The sequence below is a fragment of the Methylophilus flavus genome, from assembly GCF_042678905.1.
In the GTDB taxonomy this organism is placed as follows: domain Bacteria; phylum Pseudomonadota; class Gammaproteobacteria; order Burkholderiales; family Methylophilaceae; genus Methylophilus; species Methylophilus flavus.
This window is the reverse complement of record NZ_JBHTLN010000001.1, coordinates 1,121,387-1,138,233: the sequence shown is the minus strand read 5'-3', so window position 1 is coordinate 1,138,233 and position 16,847 is coordinate 1,121,387. Positions and strand designations below refer to the sequence as shown.

Here is a 16,847-nt window from a genome sequence, read left to right as displayed (position 1 = left end):
TTTACTCGCGACTAGGCAAAGGATTTGAATTTAAAGGATTTATTTTAAGCGCTTATTATAACGCAGCTGTCAGTTCCGGCACTGCTTCAAACAAGTCTGCCACTAATCCATAGTCAGCAATCTTGAAAATCTGTGCTTCCGGATCCTGGTTAATCGCGACCACCACCTTGCTGTCTTTCATGCCGTAGGCATGCTGGATTGCGCCGGAAATACCGACGGCGATATACAGTTCGGGGGCAACCACCACACCGGTCTGGCCAACTTGCAAATCGTTGGGCGCATAACCGGCATCAACCGCCGCGCGGCTGGCACCAATGGCGGCATGCAGTTTGTCCGCCAGTGGCGCGATCACTTGCGCGAAAGCATCTGCACTGCCCAGGGCGCGGCCACCAGAAACCACCACTTTGGCAGCAGTCAGGGCAGGACGCTCGGATTTGTTGAATGCTTCTGATACCCAGCGGCTGCCTTGCGGGGCTGCTGGTGTTGCAATCGCTTTAATTTCTGCTGTGGCGCCAGAGGTTGCAGTGGCAAATTTGCTGCCACGCACGGTTAAAACCTGTGTCGCATCCTGGTTGTGCACCGTTGCCAGTACGTTACCGGCATAAATACCACGGACGTAAGTGTTGCGATCCAGAATCTCCAGCACGTCGGACAGCATATTCACATCCAGCAAGGCGGCAACGCGAGGCAGCACGTTTTTGCTGAAGGCGCTGTGTGCAGCCAGCACCACGCTGTAATCGGCGGCCAGCGGCACGATGATATCAGCCAGGTGTTCTGCGGTTGGGTGCTGCAAGGCAGCATCACTTGCGACCAATACGCTATTTACCCCCTGTAAGGCGGCAATTTGTGCGGCCAGTGCCTCTGGCTGGGCGCCGGCGATCAGCACATCCACCGGCTGTTGCCAGTGCTGCGCCGCAGTGACGGCACGCGCGAGCTGTTCATTCAAATGCTGGCCGTCATGTTCGGCAATAATCAGTGTTCTCATCCCAGGATCCCCTCGTGCGTACGCAATTTGCTCAGTAATTCATTCACATCTTTCACCATCACCCCGGCAGGGCGGGCAGGTGGTGTGGCAACTTTGAGTTGCTGCACATTGTGGCTGAGGGAGACGTTCAGGGAGTCCAATGGCACGTTTTCCAGCGGTTTCTTTCTTGCCATCATCAAGTTTGGTAATTTGACATAACGCGGTTCGTTCAGGCGCAAGTCTGCAGTAATCACGGCTGGCAGGCTGACAGCTAGCGTTTGCGTGCCGCCATCAATTTCGCGGATTACCGTCGCCTGATTGCCTTCTATCGTGATTTGCGAAGCGTAAGTGGCTTGCGGTAATTTCAGCAAGGCCGCCAGCATCTGGCCGGTTTGACCGGCATCATCATCAATGGCCTGTTTGCCCAGTAAAATCAGGTTTGGCTGTTCGCGCTCTACCACCGCTTTCAATACTTTAGCCACACCCAGTGAATGCAAGGTTTCCTGTGTCTCAATCAGCATGGCGCGGTCTGCACCCATGGCCAGCGCGTGACGCAGGATATCCTGGTTTGCTGCGCCACCGATGGTGACGGCAATGATCTCGCTGACGATGCCTTTTTCTTTCAGGCGAATGGCTTCTTCAATCGCGTTTTCATCAAAAGGGTTGATACCCATTTTGACGCCATCAATATCGACATTAGAACCGTCTGCCTTGACGCGTACCTGGATGTTATAATCAACGACCCGTTTGATCGCTACTAATGCTTTCATAAAACCAGTGCTTTCATAAAAAAACGTTGCTTTCTATAGATGTTCTAGCTCGTAACCGAGCATTTTAAGCTAGCTTGTAATATTTATTAAATTGATTATTATAATAATATATATCTATTTTATAGATTGATGTTGATGCGGCTCAAATCCTGCATAATCCTTTTACTTCAATGAAATACACCATCAGGCAATTAGAGATATTCGTCGCTATCAGTCGCGCTGGTAGTGTCTCGCGTGCCTGTGAGCAACTGGCCTTATCTCAATCCGCCGCCAGCACAGCCTTGATTGAGCTGGAAAAGCAATTTGAAATCCAGTTATTTGACCGTGTCGGCAAAAGTTTACGCATTAACGAAACAGGGCAACAGCTACTGCCTAAGGCGGTGGAGTTACTGGACCGTGCCCGCGAAATTGAGCGCATGCTGCATGGCCAGCAAGGCTATGGACATTTGAAAATCGGCGCTACGCTGACGGTCGGTAACTATCTGGTCACCTTACTCGTGGCCAAATTCCTGCAACAATATCCGCAAAGCCATATCCAGCTGCAGGTGCAAAATACGCGCACCATCGTTGAGCAAATTGCGAATCATACACTGGATTTGGGTATGATAGAGGGCGAGTGTAACCACCCGGATATTGCGGTGGCGCCATGGATTGCCGATGAACTGGTCATTTTTGCCGCACCTTCGCATCCGCTGGCGCAATTAGCGCAGGCAGGTAAAACCATCTACAAGTCTGACTTGCTGTTGCAACCGTGGATAGTGCGTGAAAAAGGCTCCGGCACGCGCGAAACGTTTGACCGCGCGTTTAGCCAGGATTACTCCAGGCTAAACATCACGCTGGAACTGGAGCATACCGAGGCGATCAAGCGTGCCGTGGAGTCGGGTCTTGGCATAGGATGTATTTCCAGGCTGGCGTTGAAGGATGCGTTCCGGCGCGGCAGCCTGGTGCCGATCGAAAACCATAGTTTGCAGTTTCACAGAAATTTTTACTTTTTATGGCACCGGCAAAAATACCAGACCGGCGGTATCCGCCAGTTTCTTGCGTTTTGCCAGGCGTTCACCCAAGGGGCGACGCGTAGCGATTTAATTGATATCCCGGCGATTGCCTGATGGCGGGAAACTGAATGTTGGAGGAAGCATGGAAAGAGATGTAATGGAATATGATGTGCTGATTGTCGGGGCTGGCCCGGCAGGACTATCAGCCGCCATCCGTCTCAAGCAATTGGCACAGACGGAAGGTCAGGAACTGAGCGTATGTATTCTGGAAAAAGGTGCTGAGGTCGGCAGTCATATCTTCTCGGGCGCTGTGTTAGACCCCAAAGCTTTGCAGGAGCTGTTGCCTGACTGGCAAGCCCTGGGCGCCCCATTGAATACGCCGGTGGCTAAAGACACCTTTGTGGTGTTGGGTCAGGAAAAAGACTGGACATTGCCCGAGTGGACTTTGCCGCCGCTGATGCGCAACCACGGCAATTATATTGTCAGCCTGGGTGAAGTTTGCCGCTGGCTGGCTACGCAAGCGGAGGAGTTGGGTGTGGAAATCTATACCGGCTTTTCAGCACAAACGCCAAGTTATGATGACGCCGGCCGCATGGTAGGCGTGATTACCGGCGATATGGGGTTAGATAAACAAGGTAATCCCACGGGAAATTACACGCCGGGGATTGAAATCCGCGCCAAATATACCCTGGTGGCCGAAGGCACACGTGGCTCTCTGACCAAACAGCTGGAAGCAAGATACGGCCTGCGTGCCGCGTCCAGTCCGGCCAAATACGGCTTGGGCTTCAAGGAAATCTGGCGGGTCAAACCGGAATTGCACCAAAAAGGCCTGATTGAGCATACTTTAGGTTGGCCGCTGGATGCCAATACCGGTGGTGGTGGCTTTATCTATCATCATGGGGAGAACCAGGTCTCAGTCGGCTATGTAGTGCACCTGGATTACAGCAATCCGTATCTATCCTTATTTGATATTTTCCAGACCTATAAAACCCACCCAAAACTGAAAGCACTGTTGGAAGGTGGGCAACGCATCAGTTACGGCGCGCGTGCTATTTCAGAAGGTGGCATACAGTCGCTACCTGAACTTGCATTCCCGGGTGGCGCATTGCTGGGTTGCAGCGCGGGCCTGGTGAATGTGCCTAAAATCAAGGGTAGCCACTATGCAATGAAATCCGGCATGCTGGCGGCAGAATCTGTGTTCAATGCCATTCAGCAGGGCGCTCCGGAAATATTGACCAGTTATCCGCAAAAACTGCGTGCATCGTGGGTCTGGCAGGATTTAACTGCTGTGCGCAATGTGAAACCCTATTTGTCCCGCTGGGGCACTTGGGTTGGCACCATGCTGGGTGGTGCGGAAATGTGGTTATCAGATTTTGGCATTACCTTACCCTGGACTTTGAAACATACCACTGCGGATCATTCCACCCTGGATGAAGCTGCACAAAGCCGCCAGCCGGAGTATGCCAAGCCGGATGGGGTGTTGACTTTTGATAAGCTCAGTTCAGTCAGCCTCTGCAATATCGGGCATGATGATCAGCAGCCGTGCCATTTGAAACTGACAGTGCAGGATATTCCCGAGCGGGTTAATTTGCCGAAATATGCCGGGCCGGAACAGCGGTATTGCCCGGCGGGGGTGTATGAGTTTATTGAGCAGGAAGGGGCACAAGTGTTGCAGATCAATGCGCAGAATTGCATTCATTGCAAGACGTGCGATATCAAGGACCCGACGCAGAATATTACCTGGGTACCGCCGGAGGGGGGGAGTGGGCCTAATTATGTTTCTCAGTGATAGGTTACCTGCCAAACGATTGACTGACTCAAAAGCCAGCGCACTTGCAAAGATCGTCATTCCGGCGGAGGCCGGAATCCAGGCAAGGTGAATATTTAGCTTGGTTGCAATAGAGAAAAAACGCGGTACTAGCTTGTAGGTTTAATTAGGTACTTCTTCTGGTGCTTGACCGTTTTTTTTCGCCCGTCGGCGAGTTACTTTTCTTTGCTTGCCCAAAGAATAAGTAACCAAAAGAAAGGGCACCCTAGCTTCCGCTTTTATCCTGCGTTGCTCATCAGCGTGGGCGGCCAACGAAACTCGCCCTAACAAGCCACACACTTCGTGGCTTGTAGCGGAACTCGAACAAACGCTGGCCGAAGGCTCCCCCGCTGCCTGCGCTACTCGGCGCGTCAGATAGGGGCCCGTTTAAAACCACCACGATGAAACAATCGCTAGACGCAAAGAGCTGCGGGCGCTAGGTGAGTTTTTGAATTTGAAGATCAAATTCAAAAGTGGTTGAGCGGGATGCAATGCGAGGATTCTTAAATTCCGTAAAAGCGTGTGGTTTTCTCGAGCCCCTATCTGACGCGCCGAGTAGCGGAGTCAAAATAAGGAGGAAGGGAGCGACTGTTTGAATCCCGCGTTGGCCTGCGTAGTGTGCAGGCCGCTAGGATGAGTTTCGCGAACGCTTATTTTGATGAGCAACGGAGGAAACAAGCGGAGGCTAGGGTGCCCTTTACTTTGGTGACTTTGCTTTGGGCAAGCAAAGGAAAGACACTCGCCTAGAGGCGAAAAAGAACGGTGGATTATCCGAAGAAATACTTTTTCAAACCAAATAAACCAAACCACACCCAAGCAAGTGCGGCATTCGCTCTTCGAGTGCAACCAAGCTAAGCATTAACTGGGATGACGGTAGCGCGTGCACTATCTTTTGCATAATCTAATCATCGTAGAATGGTAGCTTACCGCTTCTGCGTCAACGCAATAAACGCCGCGATCCAGCCGATCAACGTTGAAGCCAATAAAATCAACCCGCCAATATTCACCAGATGAAACACCAGCTGGAAGTTACTCTGGTAATTATTAGCCAGCAATTGCACTGGCTGTTTCAGATTCCAGACAATCGCAAACAACAAGCCAACCGCAATCAAGCCACCACCCACGCCATACACACTCCCCATATATAAAAACGGGCGGCGGATAAAGCTATGTGTCGCGCCAATCAGACGGCTCACTTCAATTTCTGCTTCATGTGTCAGCACCTGCATGCGTACCGTGTTGCTGATGACTGTGATCATGGCGATGCCCAGCAGGCTGGCAAAGATCAGCGCAATGCGTTTACCAAGCACCAGCATGGAGTTCAGGCGCTCCATCCACACGCTATCTATCACCAGTTCTTCCACTTCTTCACGCGCTTGCAAAGTATCCTGCACCGATTTGGCTGTGATTGGATTTGTGTCGGCCAAGGTGATAAACAAAGCATCAGGTAGTGGGTTCTGCGGCAAATCGGCAAGCAGGTCTTTTTGCAGGAACTGTTCACCCAACTGCTTTATCGCCTCTTCTTTGGGGACAAAGCGTACTTCTTTTACCTGGGGCAATTCCTGCACGTCATTGATCAGGCGCTGTATGACATTGCCGTTCAACGCAGGCTTGAGGAATGCACTCATCTGCGCATCCTGCTTGATGGAGCGTGATGCATCTTGCAGGTTATCCAGACCAACGAATAGCAGGCCAGGTAGTGTGACTGTGATGCCAATGACCATGGAAATCGTAAGTGTGTTCAGCCAATGAGATTTCAGTCTCTGCATGACCAGTTGAATGGCAAGGGTGTGTTGATTCAGCCAATTTTTCATAGCATGCCTACCTGTGCTGGCATCGCCGTGATTGTTTGCTGGTCTATATGCAAGGTCCTGTAGGCGATGGTACTCACTTGCGCCACATCGTGCATGGCGATGACAACGGTGACGCCAACATCATTAAACGCTTTGAGCAGTTGCATGATTTCCAGGGAGGCGACTCTGTCCAATCCGCCGGTAGGTTCATCGGCAATCACAATCGAGGGGCGGCTCACTACCGCACGTGCAATGGCCAGCCGCTGTTGTTCGCCACCGGACAAGGTGATCGGCATGGCTTTTTCTTTGTTCAGCAGGCCTACTTTGTCCAAGGCTGCGCGCACGCGACGGGCGGCCTCTTCGCCGGTAATGCCCTGGATGCTGAGTGGCAGGGCGACATTCTCAAAGCTGTTACGGTCATACAATAGCTTGTGATCCTGGAACACCAGGCCGAAACGGCGGCGCAGGTAGGGGATGGCATTCTGGTGCAGCTGGCTGATATCCTGCTCATTGATCAGGATATGGCCGCCGGAGGGCGCTTCTATGCCTGCCATCAGTTTGAGCAGGGTACTTTTGCCGGCGCCGGACTGGCCGGTGATCAGCACAAAGTCACCTTTTTCGATATTGAAACTGACCTGGCGGAACAGGTGCGCGCTATTCGGGTAGCGCATGCTGACGTTGTTAAATGCAATCATGTTTGAATCATCTGGTTTTAACAGCCTGGTTTAACAATGGATAGTCAAATACTGCCACGTCTAATCAATCAGGGCATCAATAAAGTCATTGGCGTCGAATGGACGCAAGTCATCAATACTTTCACCGACACCGATAAAACGTACAGGGATGCTATGTGCAGATTGCTGGCTCAAATGTGCAATCGCTGCGATCACGCCGCCTTTGGCAGTGCCATCCAGCTTGGTTAATGCCAGGCCAGTAACGCCAAGTGCATCGTTAAAGGCTTTCAGCTGGTTAACTGCGTTCTGGCCGGTATTGGCATCCAGCATCAGCAGGATCTCATGCGGTGCGCCTGGCAATGCCTTGTCAATCACGCGCTGGACTTTCTTGATCTCATCCATCAGGTGCAATTGTGTCGGCAGGCGACCTGCGGTATCGGCAATCACGACATCGATTTTTTTGGCAATAGCGGAATTGACCGCATCATAAATCACTGCGGCGGGGTCACCACTTTCCGAGGCAATCACTTGCACGTCGTTGCGTTCACCCCATACCTGCAATTGCTCGCGCGCGGCGGCACGGAAGGTGTCACCGGCGGCAATCAATACGCTATGCCCTTCGCCCTGCAGGTATTTTGCCAGCTTGCCTATGGTGGTGGTTTTGCCTGCGCCATTCACTCCTACCATCATCATCACATACGGCTGGTGGCCGCTGACATCCAGCCGCGCTTGTAATGGAGAGAGCAGCTCAGAAAGCGTTTCTTTCAGCGCCTGTTTCAGTGCAATGGTGTCTTGTAAATCTTGCCGTTTGACGCGGGCACGTAGCTGTTCAAGCAAGTGCTGCGTGGCGTTGATGCCCACATCAGAGGTGAGCAGAATGGTTTCCAGCTCCTCGTAAATATCTTCGTCTATCTTGCCGCCGCCAAACAGGGCGCTAAGTTGTCCACCCAGTTGCTGGCGGGTTTTAGCCAGGCCGTTCTTAAGGCGCTGGGTCCAGCTCAGGCTGGTGGTTTCTTCGGGGGCAGGGGATGAAGACTCGGTTTTTTTGGCAAATGGATTGAACATGGCGGCTTAAAACTCGGTAATATGCCTATTTTAAGCCGAATCGACATTTACCGCCACGACCATGGCTTCGCCATGTGTATCAAAAGCGAGGCAGTGTATTTTAGAACCCAGATTCTACAACCATACTCAGGCGAACTAAGTAGATAAACCATCGGTCACACCGTCTGCTTTTACAACCTGTTTCTATAGTGATTCCACCATGAAAAAAAGTTTTTCCAATCGCAGCAGACCGTTATTGGTATTGGCTGCGCTGCTCACTGTCTGCACTTCCCAAGCTGCCGACATTGTGCAAACCACCCTGAAAAATGGCCTCAAGGTGATTGTGCAGGAAGATCACCGTGCGCCCGTCGTTGTCTCGCAGGTATGGTACCGTGCTGGCTCCCTGGATGAGGTCAATGGCAAAACAGGGGTTGCGCATGTGCTGGAACACATGATGTTCAAGGGCACCAAGAAAGTCCCGGCTGGGCAGTTTTCGCGCCAGGTGGCAGCCGCAGGCGGTAAGGAGAATGCGTTTACCAGCAAGGATTACACCTGTTATTTCCAGCAACTTGAAAAATCCAAACTGCCGTTATCGTTCAAGCTGGAAGCGGATCGCATGGCCAATCTGCAGATTACCGATGCCGAATTTGCCAAGGAAATTGAAGTAGTCAAGGAAGAGCGTCGCTGGCGCACGGAAGACAAACCACAGTCCCGCGTCAGTGAGCAGTTCGATTCCTCAGTTTTTCGCGCCCACCCTTATGGCCGCCCGGTGGTTGGTTTTATGAATGACCTGGATAATATGACCGCCGCAGACGCGCGCGAGTGGTATAACACTTGGTATACGCCTAACAATGTCACCGTCGTCGTTGTTGGTGATGTGCAGGCTCAAGCCGTATTCAAGCTGGCCGAGCAGACATTCGGCAAGCTGGCAGCCAAACCCTTACCTGCGCGTAAACCGCAAGTCGAACCAGTCCAGCTGGGCGAGCGGCGTGCGATTGTCAAAGCGCCTGCCAAGTTACCTTACTTTACGATGGGCTTTCATGCACCCTCCATGAAAAACGGGACTGCTTACAGCGAGCAGGATTGGGAGCCCTATGCACTGGAAGTGCTATCCAGTGTGTTGAGTGGTAATGGCTCCTCGCGACTGAGCCAGAAACTGGTGCGTGAGCAGGCGATTGCACTGGATATCGACAGTGGCTATGACGGCACTAACCGCGGCCAGGCTTCTACCTTTGAAATCGCGGCTTCGCCCAGCGAAGGCGTGGCACTGGAGGCTTTGCAAAAAGCGATCTGGGAAGTGGTGGACGAGGTGAAAAACAAAGGCGTGACTGGTGCCGAGTTGCATAGAGTCAAAGCAGCGGTGATTGCTGCCGATGTGTATAAGCGCGATTCCATGTTTTACCAGGCGATGCAGATCGGCCAGCTGGAAACCATGGGCTACCCATTGAGCCTGCTGGAAAAAAATGCTGCTAGGGTAGAGGCGGTGACTTCTGAACAGGTGCAGGCAGTGGCAAAAAAATACCTGGTCCCAGACCAGTTGACTTTGGTCACGCTGGATCCGCAGCCTATGGACCCGAACGCCAAACCGGCTGGACGTCCGCACCAGCACTAGACCTCATCCATATTTAATTCCCGTGGCGCTAGCTTATCTGGTCGCACGGGTCATGTAGGAAACAGAATGAACGCTTTTAAAGTTTTGAAAATCACCCTGTTAGCGTTGCTGATGCAAGGCCACGCCATCCATGCGCTGGCCGGGTTAAAGATCCAGCACTGGACCACCAGCCATGGCAGTGAAGTCTATTTTGTTGAAAACCATGCTTTGCCTATGATGGATGTCAGCGTGAATTTTCCCGCAGGCAGCGCGCATGATTCTGCCGAGACTTCCGGGGTCGCAGGCGTCACCCATCACCTGATGGCACTGGTTGCTGGCGGACTGGATGAAGAGTCACTGACCAACCGTTTTGCCGATATCGGCGCCGTGCTGGGCGGCAATTTCGATGCGGACCGTGCCGGGTTCAAATTACGCACTCTGACCAGTGAGCAGGACAGTGCTCTGGAAGCTTACAGCTTTGTATTGCACAAACCTGATTTCCCCGAGTCCGTGTTAAAACGCGAGCAGGCGCGGATTGTGGCTGGCTTGCAGGAGGCGGAAACCGAGCCCGACAGCATTGCGCAAAAGGCCTTCATGCATTCGGTATATGGCATGCACCCTTACAGCCTGGATCACAGCGGCGAGATCGACACCGTGCAATCCTTAACCGTGGCACATTTATCCCAGTTCTACCAAACGCACTACACGGCCAAATCGGCTGTCATTGCCTTGATGGGTGATTTGACACAGAGCCAGGCCATGCAGATTGCAGAGCGCCTGAGTTCAGGCTTGCCGCAAGGGCCGGCGGTGGCAGCGGTATCGCCAGTGTCTGCCTTGAAAACTGCCAGTGTAAAAAAATTATCACATCCTGCCTTGCAAGCGCATATTTTGCTCGGTCAGCCGGGTAACAAACGCGGTGACCCTGATTTTTTCCCTTTATACGTCGGTAACTATATTCTTGGCGGTGGCGGCTTCGTCTCCCGCCTGACCGAAGAAGTGCGTGAGAAACGCGGGCTGGCTTACAGCGTATACAGTTACTTTTTGCCTATGGCTGAGCTAGGCCCGTTCCAGATTGGCCTGCAAACCAAAAAAGAACAGGCTGAAGACGCGTTGAAACTGGTCAACGAGACGGTGTTGAAATTCGTGGAAAAAGGTGTGACGGAATCTGAGCTCAAGGCAGCTAAAGATAACCTCATTGGCGGCTTCCCGTTACGAATCGACAGTAATAGCAAAATACTCGAATACCTGAATATCATTGGCTTCTACAAACTGCCACTGGACTACCTGGACAGTTTTAACGATCACGTTGCACAAGTGACGGTTCAGCAGGTGAATGATGCGTTTAAACGCCGTATCCATCCTGAGACTTTTGCCACCGTCATTGTAGGGGCGGAATAAGCTGGAAAAACAAAAGCCGACGAACTGTCGGCTTTTGGTCGTATGCATTTGCCCAGAGGCCTTTTACAACACTGCACCCTTACGTTTTCTCCGTGCCAGGAAGTAATATAAAACCGCACCCAGCAGGTTCAGAAAGAAAATCACCAGCAACCAGACCAATTTATCGTCTTTTTGATCAGCCAGGCAATCCACCAGCATCCATAACCAGAATACTGTCAGCGCTAATCCAACCAGGCTGCCTAGCAGACCAAACCCAAATAACTCCATTTGATATTTCCTTTATTGATTTTTATGGATGATAGCACGAACCGTTTTACAGCAAGGCAATGCAAATCTCTGCATCGGCCTGAACGCCTTTATAATAGAGCCTTTTCGTTGCTAATCGATTGAATCACCTTCATGAATCAAGTGCGTATCAATGCCGGTGTATGGCGCAGCCGGGTACTCAAATTCCCGGATGCCGATGGCCTTCGCCCCACGCCGGACCGCGTGCGCCAAACCGTGTTCAATTGGCTGGGACAGGAGCTGACTGGTAAAACCTGCCTGGACCTGTTTGCCGGCACCGGTGCGCTCGGGTTTGAAGCCTTGTCACGCAATGCCAGCCGGGTCACCATGCTGGAGCTTGCCAGGGGCCCGCTTCAGGCCTTGCTGCAAAACCAGGCATTACTGCAAGCCAGCAAAGCCGATATCCGCCAGGCCGATGCACTCAAGTTTTTGGCGCAAAACACGCAGCGTTACGATGTGGTTTTTTGTGATCCACCCTATCATAAACAATGGCTGCATAAGTTGTTGCCACTACTGTCCGGACATTTGTCCGCAGAAGGCTGGTTATATGTTGAAGCCGAATATGCGTTAAAATCCGATGCGGACTGGCAAGTGGTCAAGTCTGGCAAGGCAGGTCAGGTGTTTTACCATCTGCTGCAAGCCGCCAGCGCACCAGCACCAACGGCGCACCCTTAAAAGATTTCGGGATAATCAGGGCATGAGTAAAACCAGAATTGCAGTCTATCCGGGCACGTTTGACCCGATCACTAGGGGGCATGAAGATATCGTGCGCCGTGCGGCAAACCTGTTTGACCAGGTCATTGTGGCGGTGGCCGGCAGTACCAGCAAGCAGACCCTGTTCAGCCTGCAGGAGCGTGTAGACCTGGCGCAGTCGGTATTTGCCGGGGAAAATATCAAGGTGGTTGGGTTTGATGGCCTGTTGATGCAATTCGTCCAGGCACAGGGCGCGCAGATGGTGATCCGCGGACTGCGCGCTGCCAGCGATTTTGAATACGAATTCCAGTTGGCAGGCATGAACCGCAAGTTGTACCCAAAACTGGAAACCCTGTTTATGACACCAGCAGAAGAATACATGTTTATTTCCTCCAGCTTGGTGCGCGAAGTAGCGCGCCTGGGCGGCGATGTAAACCAGTTCGTATCGCCCGGCGTTGAAACCGCCATCAAACAAAAGTTATAGTTCAATGTCCCTGTTTATTACCGACGAATGTATCAACTGCGATGTGTGCGAGCCTGTGTGCCCGAATGAGGCTATTTTTCAGGGCGAAGAGATTTATGAAATCAATCCTGACCTGTGCACTGAGTGCGTAGGTCATTTTGACAAACCGCAGTGCCAGCAGGTATGCCCTATCAGTTGTATTCCGCTGGACCCGGATCGAGTGGAAACTCAGGAGCAGTTGATGGACAAATACCTGCGCATTACCAGGGCGTAGGATTAGCTTGTAATCAGTTAAATAACAGAGGGGTAATAATGCGAATTTTACATACCATGTTGCGCGTTGGTGATTTACAGCGCTCTATCGATTTTTATACCGGCGTGCTGGGCATGAAGCTGATCCGCACCCAGGATTACCCGGATGGCGAATTCACGCTGGCGTTTGTCGGTTATGGCAACGAATACAACAATACGGTGCTGGAATTAACCTATAACTATGGTAAAGCCAGTTACGATATGGGCGCAGCCTATGGCCATCTGGCGATTGAAGTGGATGATGCCTACCAGGCCTGTGAGCTGGTAAAAAGCAAGGGTGGCAAAGTCATACGTGAAGCCGGGCCGATGAAACATGGCACCATCGTGATCGCGTTTATCGAAGACCCGGACGGTTATAAAATCGAATTCATCCAGAAAGGCACCATCGAGTATCCGGAGCATGTCTAACCAGGCGCATTTGCTGGAAGCCGTCATACTGGCACAAGCCGGTGACTGGGATGCTGCGCACAATATTGCGCAGGATTACAGTGACCATGCGGCAAACTGGATACACGCGGTGCTGCATAAAGTCGAGGGTGATGTGTGGAATAGTAAATACTGGTATGGCAGAACCGGCGGCCGCCAGTATGAGGATTATGCGGCTGATATCCCGCGGGAGCTGGAAGCCATCAGGCAGTTGCTCGCATCTGGTGTTGCTTAGTTAGCTGATTGGCAGGTCAATATGGCCGTGGTTGCCCAGAACTGGTTCTCTGCATTACCCGGAGTCGAATCGCCGGAGTCCAAATCGTTAGTTATCTGCCTCAGCAGAATGCCGGTGGGTGATAAAAATCCCCCACAGTGATTGTAAAAACAAGCCTATCACTGTGCCGGTAAAGAACAGCATCACGACGGCAATCACGCACATGAACACTAAAAAGGCATCCTGATGCCATAGGCCTTGCGTGCCTATGGATTGCCAGGCTTGTAACAGCTGTTGTATCAGTCGATTTTCATCCATCTGTTTACCACTTACATGATCGGGGCATCGCGTGCCATCTCTGAATATGACTCATTTTTTGCATAATAGATGCATGATGCTCTTTCACGCCCGGCCTCTCGCCTGATTTCAACAGGGCCAAATCGGTGCATGTTCACATTGAGTGCACAACTACTTCACGCGATGACTTTTGCAAGCACATGATTTATATGTGAAAAATCAGAATATAAAGGTGGCCTGCTTGTTGCTAGTGTATCACTGAGCTAGGGGAGAAGACACCATGATAAAAAAACAAGTGGTTAGCGAGGTGGTTTCGGCCGAGACGCGGCTGTCTGACAATATTCAACTATTGGGCAGTTTACTGGACCAGGCGATTCAAGAGGTGGAAGGGCAGGCGGCGTTTGAGCAGATTGCTGCCATCCGCCAGGCGGCAACCAAATTCCATCAAACACACGACCAGAGCGCCTCGTTACAGTTAGAGCAATTGCTGGCAGCATTGACGCCAGCGCAAACCGTGTGCGTGGTCCGTGCCTTGAGTTATTACAAGCACCTGGTCAATCTGGCTGAGGATCTCTATGGACAGCAACAGGCCAATAGCCACGAGCCTGCGCCGGTCGCCGGGATGCTGTCTTATTCCCTCACCCAGTTGCGCGAGGATGGTGTGTCTGCAGGAACCATCCAACAGTTTTTTGACGATGCGCTGGTGTCACCGGTGCTCACGGCGCATCCGACAGAAGTGCAACGCAAAAGCGTGCTGGATATTGAGCGCAACATTCTCGAGTTATTGGCTGCGCGTGCGCATATGCATGCTGAACGCCAGCTGACACGTAATACCTTGATGCTGCAAGGGGCTGTTTCCGCATTGTGGCAAACGCGCATGCTGCGTTTCTCCAAGCTGACGGTGGTCAACGAAATTGAAAATGCACTCACCTATTACGACAGCACTTTTTTGCATGTGATTCCCGAGTTGTTACAGGACCTGGAACGTGACCTGTTGGCATTGATGCCTGCTGGCAGTGATTACCACTTGCCAGCCTTTTTACGCATGGGTAGCTGGATAGGAGGCGACCGGGATGGTAATCCGTTTGTGGATGGCACCACCTTGCGTGAAGCTGTGCGTTTACAGGCGGTAACAGTGTTCCGCTTTTACCTGGATGAACTGGCCGAGCTCAAGCGCGAGCTGGGGGTCTCCACCCGCCTGATAAAAGTAGATGAAGCCGTGATGGCACTTGCCAAAGCCTCGCGTGACCAGTCTGCACATCGTATGGATGAGCCGTATCGATTGGCGCTTAATGGCGTACATGACCGGTTGCTGGTAACTGCCGAGAGCCTGTTAGCGGGGGCGGGCTGGGCCATCGCAAAGGAGGTGGATGCAATCCCGTATGACAGTCCTGAAGCGCTATTGCAGCCTTTAAAGGCCATCGCCGACTCTTTGCGTAAGCATCATGGCCAAGCCTTGGTTTACCCGCGCCTGGGCAAACTGATGAAAGCGATTGAATCTTTTGGTTTTCACCTGGCGACTGTGGATATCCGCCAGTCTTCAGATGTGCATGAAGCCGTGATCACCGAGCTACTGCAAAAAGCGGGCTATGAATTTGATTATGCTGAATTTAATGAAGACGAAAAAATAGGTATTTTGCTGGAAGAACTCAAACAGCCGCGCTTGCTGTTCTCGCCTTTCCAGCAATATTCCGAGCTGGTGCACAAAGAGATAGGTGTGCTGGAAGCTGTGCGTGAGATGCGCGAGCGCTTTGGCTGTCATGCCGTGCGCCAATATATTATCTCCCATACCGAAACATTGTCCGACCTGCTGGAAGTCGCATTGCTGCAACGTGAAGCCGGATTGCTACGTGGTGTCTGGGGTTCGGCCAATATCCAGCTGGATTTAAATATTGTGCCTCTGTTCGAAACCATTGCCGACTTGCGCGATGCGCCCATGATCATGGGTAAATGGCTGAGTTTGCTGGGCATACGCCATGTGATCCGCAACCAGGGCAGCGAGCAGGAAGTCATGCTTGGCTATTCGGACAGCAATAAGGATGGCGGTTTCCTGACCTCTAACTGGGAGTTATATAAAGCCGAAATTTCGCTGGTGGAATTGTTCAAACAAGCCAAAGTAAAATTGCGCCTGTTCCACGGCCGTGGCGGTACGGTCGGTCGTGGTGGTGGCCCGACTTACCAGGCGATCATGGCGCAACCGCAAGGCACGGTGGACGGGCAAATCCGCCTCACCGAGCAAGGCGAGATCATCGCCAACAAATACGCTGACCCGGTGGTCGGGCGCCAGCACCTGGAAACCCTGATTGCGGCTACACTGGATGCCACCTTATTCCCCTCTGATCAGTTGGAATCTACCAGACGGCGTACCTTTGAAAGCGTAATGGAAACGCTCTCGGCCACTGCCATGACCAGCTACCGCAGCCTGGTCTACGAAACGCCTGGCTTTGCCGAATACTTTTTTAACACGACCCCGATTGAAGAGATTGCCGGGCTGAATCTGGGCAGCCGTCCCGCTTCCCGCAAGTCCACACGGCGAATTGAAGATTTACGTGCCATCCCCTGGGGGTTCTCGTGGGGGCAATGCCGCTTGCTGCTGCCGGGCTGGTATGGGCTGGGAAGTGCCATTCATCAATACTTGCATCAACCGGGCAGCGTGAAGGAAACACGCTTGGGATTGCTCCAGGAAATGCTGGTTGGCTGGCCGATATTCAAGACGCTGATTAATAACGTCGATATGGTGTTGGCCAAAACTGACCTGATCGTTGCCAGGCATTACGCACATTTGCTGCCAGACCGCAGTTTGCGCGAGGAGATTTTCAGTCGCATCGAACAGGAACACCGGATCACCACTGAGGTCGTTAATCTGCTGTTAGGCAGTACGCAGCGGCTAGCCAGCCAGCCGGTATTGGCGAAATCTATCCGTGAACGCTTGCCTTATCTTGACCCGCTCAATCACTTGCAGGTTGAGATGATACAACGCTACCGAAATGGCGAGACTGATGAAAAACTCAAACTGGCGATTCCGCTGACGATTAACGGGATTGCTGCCGGATTAAGGAATACCGGCTAGTTTTGAATTCTTGTGTTTTAAGGTGATTTTACATAATAAAAAAGGACAAGC

The 16,847-nt window shown here is 52.1% G+C and carries 17 protein-coding genes; 10 read left to right on the top strand and 7 right to left on the bottom strand.

Features of this window, described 5'->3' with window-relative positions; genetic code table 11:
- Positions 1–55: 55 nt before the first annotated feature.
- Both ACFQ2T_RS05545 and ACFQ2T_RS05540 read right to left on the bottom strand, forming a co-directional pair.
- Positions 56–985 (bottom strand): FAD-binding protein, encoded by a 930-nt coding sequence (locus ACFQ2T_RS05545; RefSeq protein WP_379031619.1) that lies wholly within the window; start codon positions 983–985, stop codon positions 56–58.
- Positions 982–1,734, bottom strand: coding sequence for an electron transfer flavoprotein subunit beta/FixA family protein (locus ACFQ2T_RS05540; protein ID WP_379031616.1), 753 nt, complete (start codon positions 1,732–1,734; stop codon positions 982–984). Before ACFQ2T_RS05540 ends, ACFQ2T_RS05545 begins: the two co-directional genes overlap by 4 nt.
- A 170-nt stretch (positions 1,735–1,904) precedes the next feature.
- Here ACFQ2T_RS05540 and ACFQ2T_RS05535 point away from each other — a divergent pair, with 170 nt between their 5' ends.
- Together ACFQ2T_RS05535 and ACFQ2T_RS05530 are read left to right on the top strand one after the other, a co-directional pair.
- Positions 1,905–2,843, top strand: a complete 939-nt coding sequence (locus ACFQ2T_RS05535) for a LysR family transcriptional regulator (protein ID WP_379031614.1) — start codon at positions 1,905–1,907, stop codon at positions 2,841–2,843.
- Between the two features lie 28 nt (positions 2,844–2,871).
- Positions 2,872–4,518 carry an electron transfer flavoprotein-ubiquinone oxidoreductase gene (locus ACFQ2T_RS05530; RefSeq protein ID WP_379031611.1) on the top strand — a complete coding sequence of 549 codons (1,647 nt, stop codon included), beginning with the start codon at positions 2,872–2,874 and terminating at the stop codon, positions 4,516–4,518.
- Between the two features lie 941 nt (positions 4,519–5,459).
- Here the strand turns inward: ACFQ2T_RS05530 and ftsX are convergent.
- From ftsX to ftsY, 3 genes are read right to left on the bottom strand one after another with little or no spacing between them, the layout of a single operon-like run.
- Positions 5,460–6,350, bottom strand: coding sequence for a permease-like cell division protein FtsX (gene ftsX, locus ACFQ2T_RS05525; protein WP_379031608.1), 891 nt, complete (start codon positions 6,348–6,350; stop codon positions 5,460–5,462).
- A complete protein-coding gene (gene ftsE, locus ACFQ2T_RS05520; protein ID WP_055826274.1) occupies positions 6,347–7,024 on the bottom strand; it encodes a cell division ATP-binding protein FtsE in 678 nt (225 codons plus the stop codon). The genes ftsX and ftsE overlap by 4 nt, the downstream gene beginning before the upstream one ends.
- A 60-nt stretch (positions 7,025–7,084) precedes the next feature.
- Positions 7,085–8,068 (bottom strand): signal recognition particle-docking protein FtsY, encoded by a 984-nt coding sequence (ftsY, locus tag ACFQ2T_RS05515; protein WP_379031605.1) that lies wholly within the window; start codon positions 8,066–8,068, stop codon positions 7,085–7,087.
- A gap of 199 nt (positions 8,069–8,267) precedes the next feature.
- Between ftsY and ACFQ2T_RS05510 the strand changes: the two genes are divergently transcribed.
- Together ACFQ2T_RS05510 and ACFQ2T_RS05505 are read left to right on the top strand one after the other, a co-directional pair.
- Entirely contained in the window at positions 8,268–9,659 is a 1,392-nt protein-coding gene (locus ACFQ2T_RS05510) for a M16 family metallopeptidase (protein ID WP_379031602.1), read from the top strand.
- A gap of 66 nt (positions 9,660–9,725) precedes the next feature.
- On the top strand, positions 9,726–11,036 hold the full coding sequence (locus tag ACFQ2T_RS05505; protein ID WP_379031599.1) for a M16 family metallopeptidase: 1,311 nt from the start codon (positions 9,726–9,728) through the stop codon (positions 11,034–11,036).
- Positions 11,037–11,099: 63 nt separating this feature from the next.
- On the opposite strand, the gene ACFQ2T_RS05500 is transcribed toward ACFQ2T_RS05505, so the two are convergent.
- Positions 11,100–11,303: a PLDc N-terminal domain-containing protein gene (locus ACFQ2T_RS05500; protein WP_379031596.1), complete on the bottom strand. Its 204-nt coding sequence runs from the start codon at positions 11,301–11,303 to the stop codon at positions 11,100–11,102.
- A 132-nt stretch (positions 11,304–11,435) separates the two neighbouring features.
- On the opposite strand from ACFQ2T_RS05500, the gene rsmD reads away from it, so the two are divergent.
- From rsmD to ACFQ2T_RS05475, 5 genes are read left to right on the top strand one after another with little or no spacing between them, the layout of a single operon-like run.
- Complete coding sequence (rsmD, locus tag ACFQ2T_RS05495) at positions 11,436–11,996, top strand: 16S rRNA (guanine(966)-N(2))-methyltransferase RsmD (RefSeq protein WP_379031593.1); 561 nt, start codon at positions 11,436–11,438, stop codon at positions 11,994–11,996.
- Positions 11,997–12,018: 22 nt separating this feature from the next.
- Positions 12,019–12,498, top strand: a complete 480-nt coding sequence (gene coaD / locus ACFQ2T_RS05490) for a pantetheine-phosphate adenylyltransferase (protein ID WP_379031590.1) — start codon at positions 12,019–12,021, stop codon at positions 12,496–12,498.
- Positions 12,499–12,502: 4 nt separating this feature from the next.
- Positions 12,503–12,751 carry a YfhL family 4Fe-4S dicluster ferredoxin gene (locus ACFQ2T_RS05485; RefSeq protein WP_379031587.1) on the top strand — a complete coding sequence of 83 codons (249 nt, stop codon included), beginning with the start codon at positions 12,503–12,505 and terminating at the stop codon, positions 12,749–12,751.
- Between the two features lie 38 nt (positions 12,752–12,789).
- Positions 12,790–13,197, top strand: coding sequence for a lactoylglutathione lyase (gene gloA / locus ACFQ2T_RS05480; RefSeq protein WP_379031584.1), 408 nt, complete (start codon positions 12,790–12,792; stop codon positions 13,195–13,197).
- Positions 13,190–13,450 carry a hypothetical protein gene (locus ACFQ2T_RS05475; protein ID WP_379031581.1) on the top strand — a complete coding sequence of 87 codons (261 nt, stop codon included), beginning with the start codon at positions 13,190–13,192 and terminating at the stop codon, positions 13,448–13,450. The genes gloA and ACFQ2T_RS05475 overlap by 8 nt, the downstream gene beginning before the upstream one ends.
- An 87-nt stretch (positions 13,451–13,537) precedes the next feature.
- Here ACFQ2T_RS05475 and ACFQ2T_RS05470 read toward each other — a convergent pair whose 3' ends face one another.
- Entirely contained in the window at positions 13,538–13,747 is a 210-nt protein-coding gene (locus ACFQ2T_RS05470; RefSeq protein ID WP_379031578.1) for a hypothetical protein, read from the bottom strand.
- A gap of 259 nt (positions 13,748–14,006) precedes the next feature.
- Between ACFQ2T_RS05470 and ppc the strand changes: the two genes are divergently transcribed.
- A complete protein-coding gene (gene ppc / locus ACFQ2T_RS05465) occupies positions 14,007–16,796 on the top strand; it encodes a phosphoenolpyruvate carboxylase (RefSeq protein ID WP_379031575.1) in 2,790 nt (929 codons plus the stop codon).
- Positions 16,797–16,847: the final 51 nt, after the last annotated feature.

Coding starts and splice junctions, on each gene's coding strand:
- ftsY (WP_379031605.1), bottom strand. CDS start 8,068: ATGTTCAATCCATTTGCCAAAAAAACCGAGTCTTCATCCCCTGCCCCC.
- ACFQ2T_RS05485 (WP_379031587.1), top strand. CDS start 12,503: ATGTCCCTGTTTATTACCGACGAATGTATCAACTGCGATGTGTGCGAG.
- ACFQ2T_RS05505 (WP_379031599.1), top strand. CDS start 9,726: ATGAACGCTTTTAAAGTTTTGAAAATCACCCTGTTAGCGTTGCTGATG.
- ACFQ2T_RS05530 (WP_379031611.1), top strand. CDS start 2,872: ATGGAAAGAGATGTAATGGAATATGATGTGCTGATTGTCGGGGCTGGC.
- ACFQ2T_RS05510 (WP_379031602.1), top strand. CDS start 8,268: ATGAAAAAAAGTTTTTCCAATCGCAGCAGACCGTTATTGGTATTGGCT.
- ftsE (WP_055826274.1), bottom strand. CDS start 7,024: ATGATTGCATTTAACAACGTCAGCATGCGCTACCCGAATAGCGCGCAC.
- rsmD (WP_379031593.1), top strand. CDS start 11,436: ATGAATCAAGTGCGTATCAATGCCGGTGTATGGCGCAGCCGGGTACTC.
- gloA (WP_379031584.1), top strand. CDS start 12,790: ATGCGAATTTTACATACCATGTTGCGCGTTGGTGATTTACAGCGCTCT.
- coaD (WP_379031590.1), top strand. CDS start 12,019: ATGAGTAAAACCAGAATTGCAGTCTATCCGGGCACGTTTGACCCGATC.
- ACFQ2T_RS05540 (WP_379031616.1), bottom strand. CDS start 1,734: ATGAAAGCATTAGTAGCGATCAAACGGGTCGTTGATTATAACATCCAG.
- ACFQ2T_RS05545 (WP_379031619.1), bottom strand. CDS start 985: ATGAGAACACTGATTATTGCCGAACATGACGGCCAGCATTTGAATGAA.
- ACFQ2T_RS05500 (WP_379031596.1), bottom strand. CDS start 11,303: ATGGAGTTATTTGGGTTTGGTCTGCTAGGCAGCCTGGTTGGATTAGCG.
- ppc (WP_379031575.1), top strand. CDS start 14,007: ATGATAAAAAAACAAGTGGTTAGCGAGGTGGTTTCGGCCGAGACGCGG.
- ACFQ2T_RS05470 (WP_379031578.1), bottom strand. CDS start 13,747: ATGGATGAAAATCGACTGATACAACAGCTGTTACAAGCCTGGCAATCC.
- ACFQ2T_RS05475 (WP_379031581.1), top strand. CDS start 13,190: ATGTCTAACCAGGCGCATTTGCTGGAAGCCGTCATACTGGCACAAGCC.
- ACFQ2T_RS05535 (WP_379031614.1), top strand. CDS start 1,905: ATGAAATACACCATCAGGCAATTAGAGATATTCGTCGCTATCAGTCGC.
- ftsX (WP_379031608.1), bottom strand. CDS start 6,350: ATGAAAAATTGGCTGAATCAACACACCCTTGCCATTCAACTGGTCATG.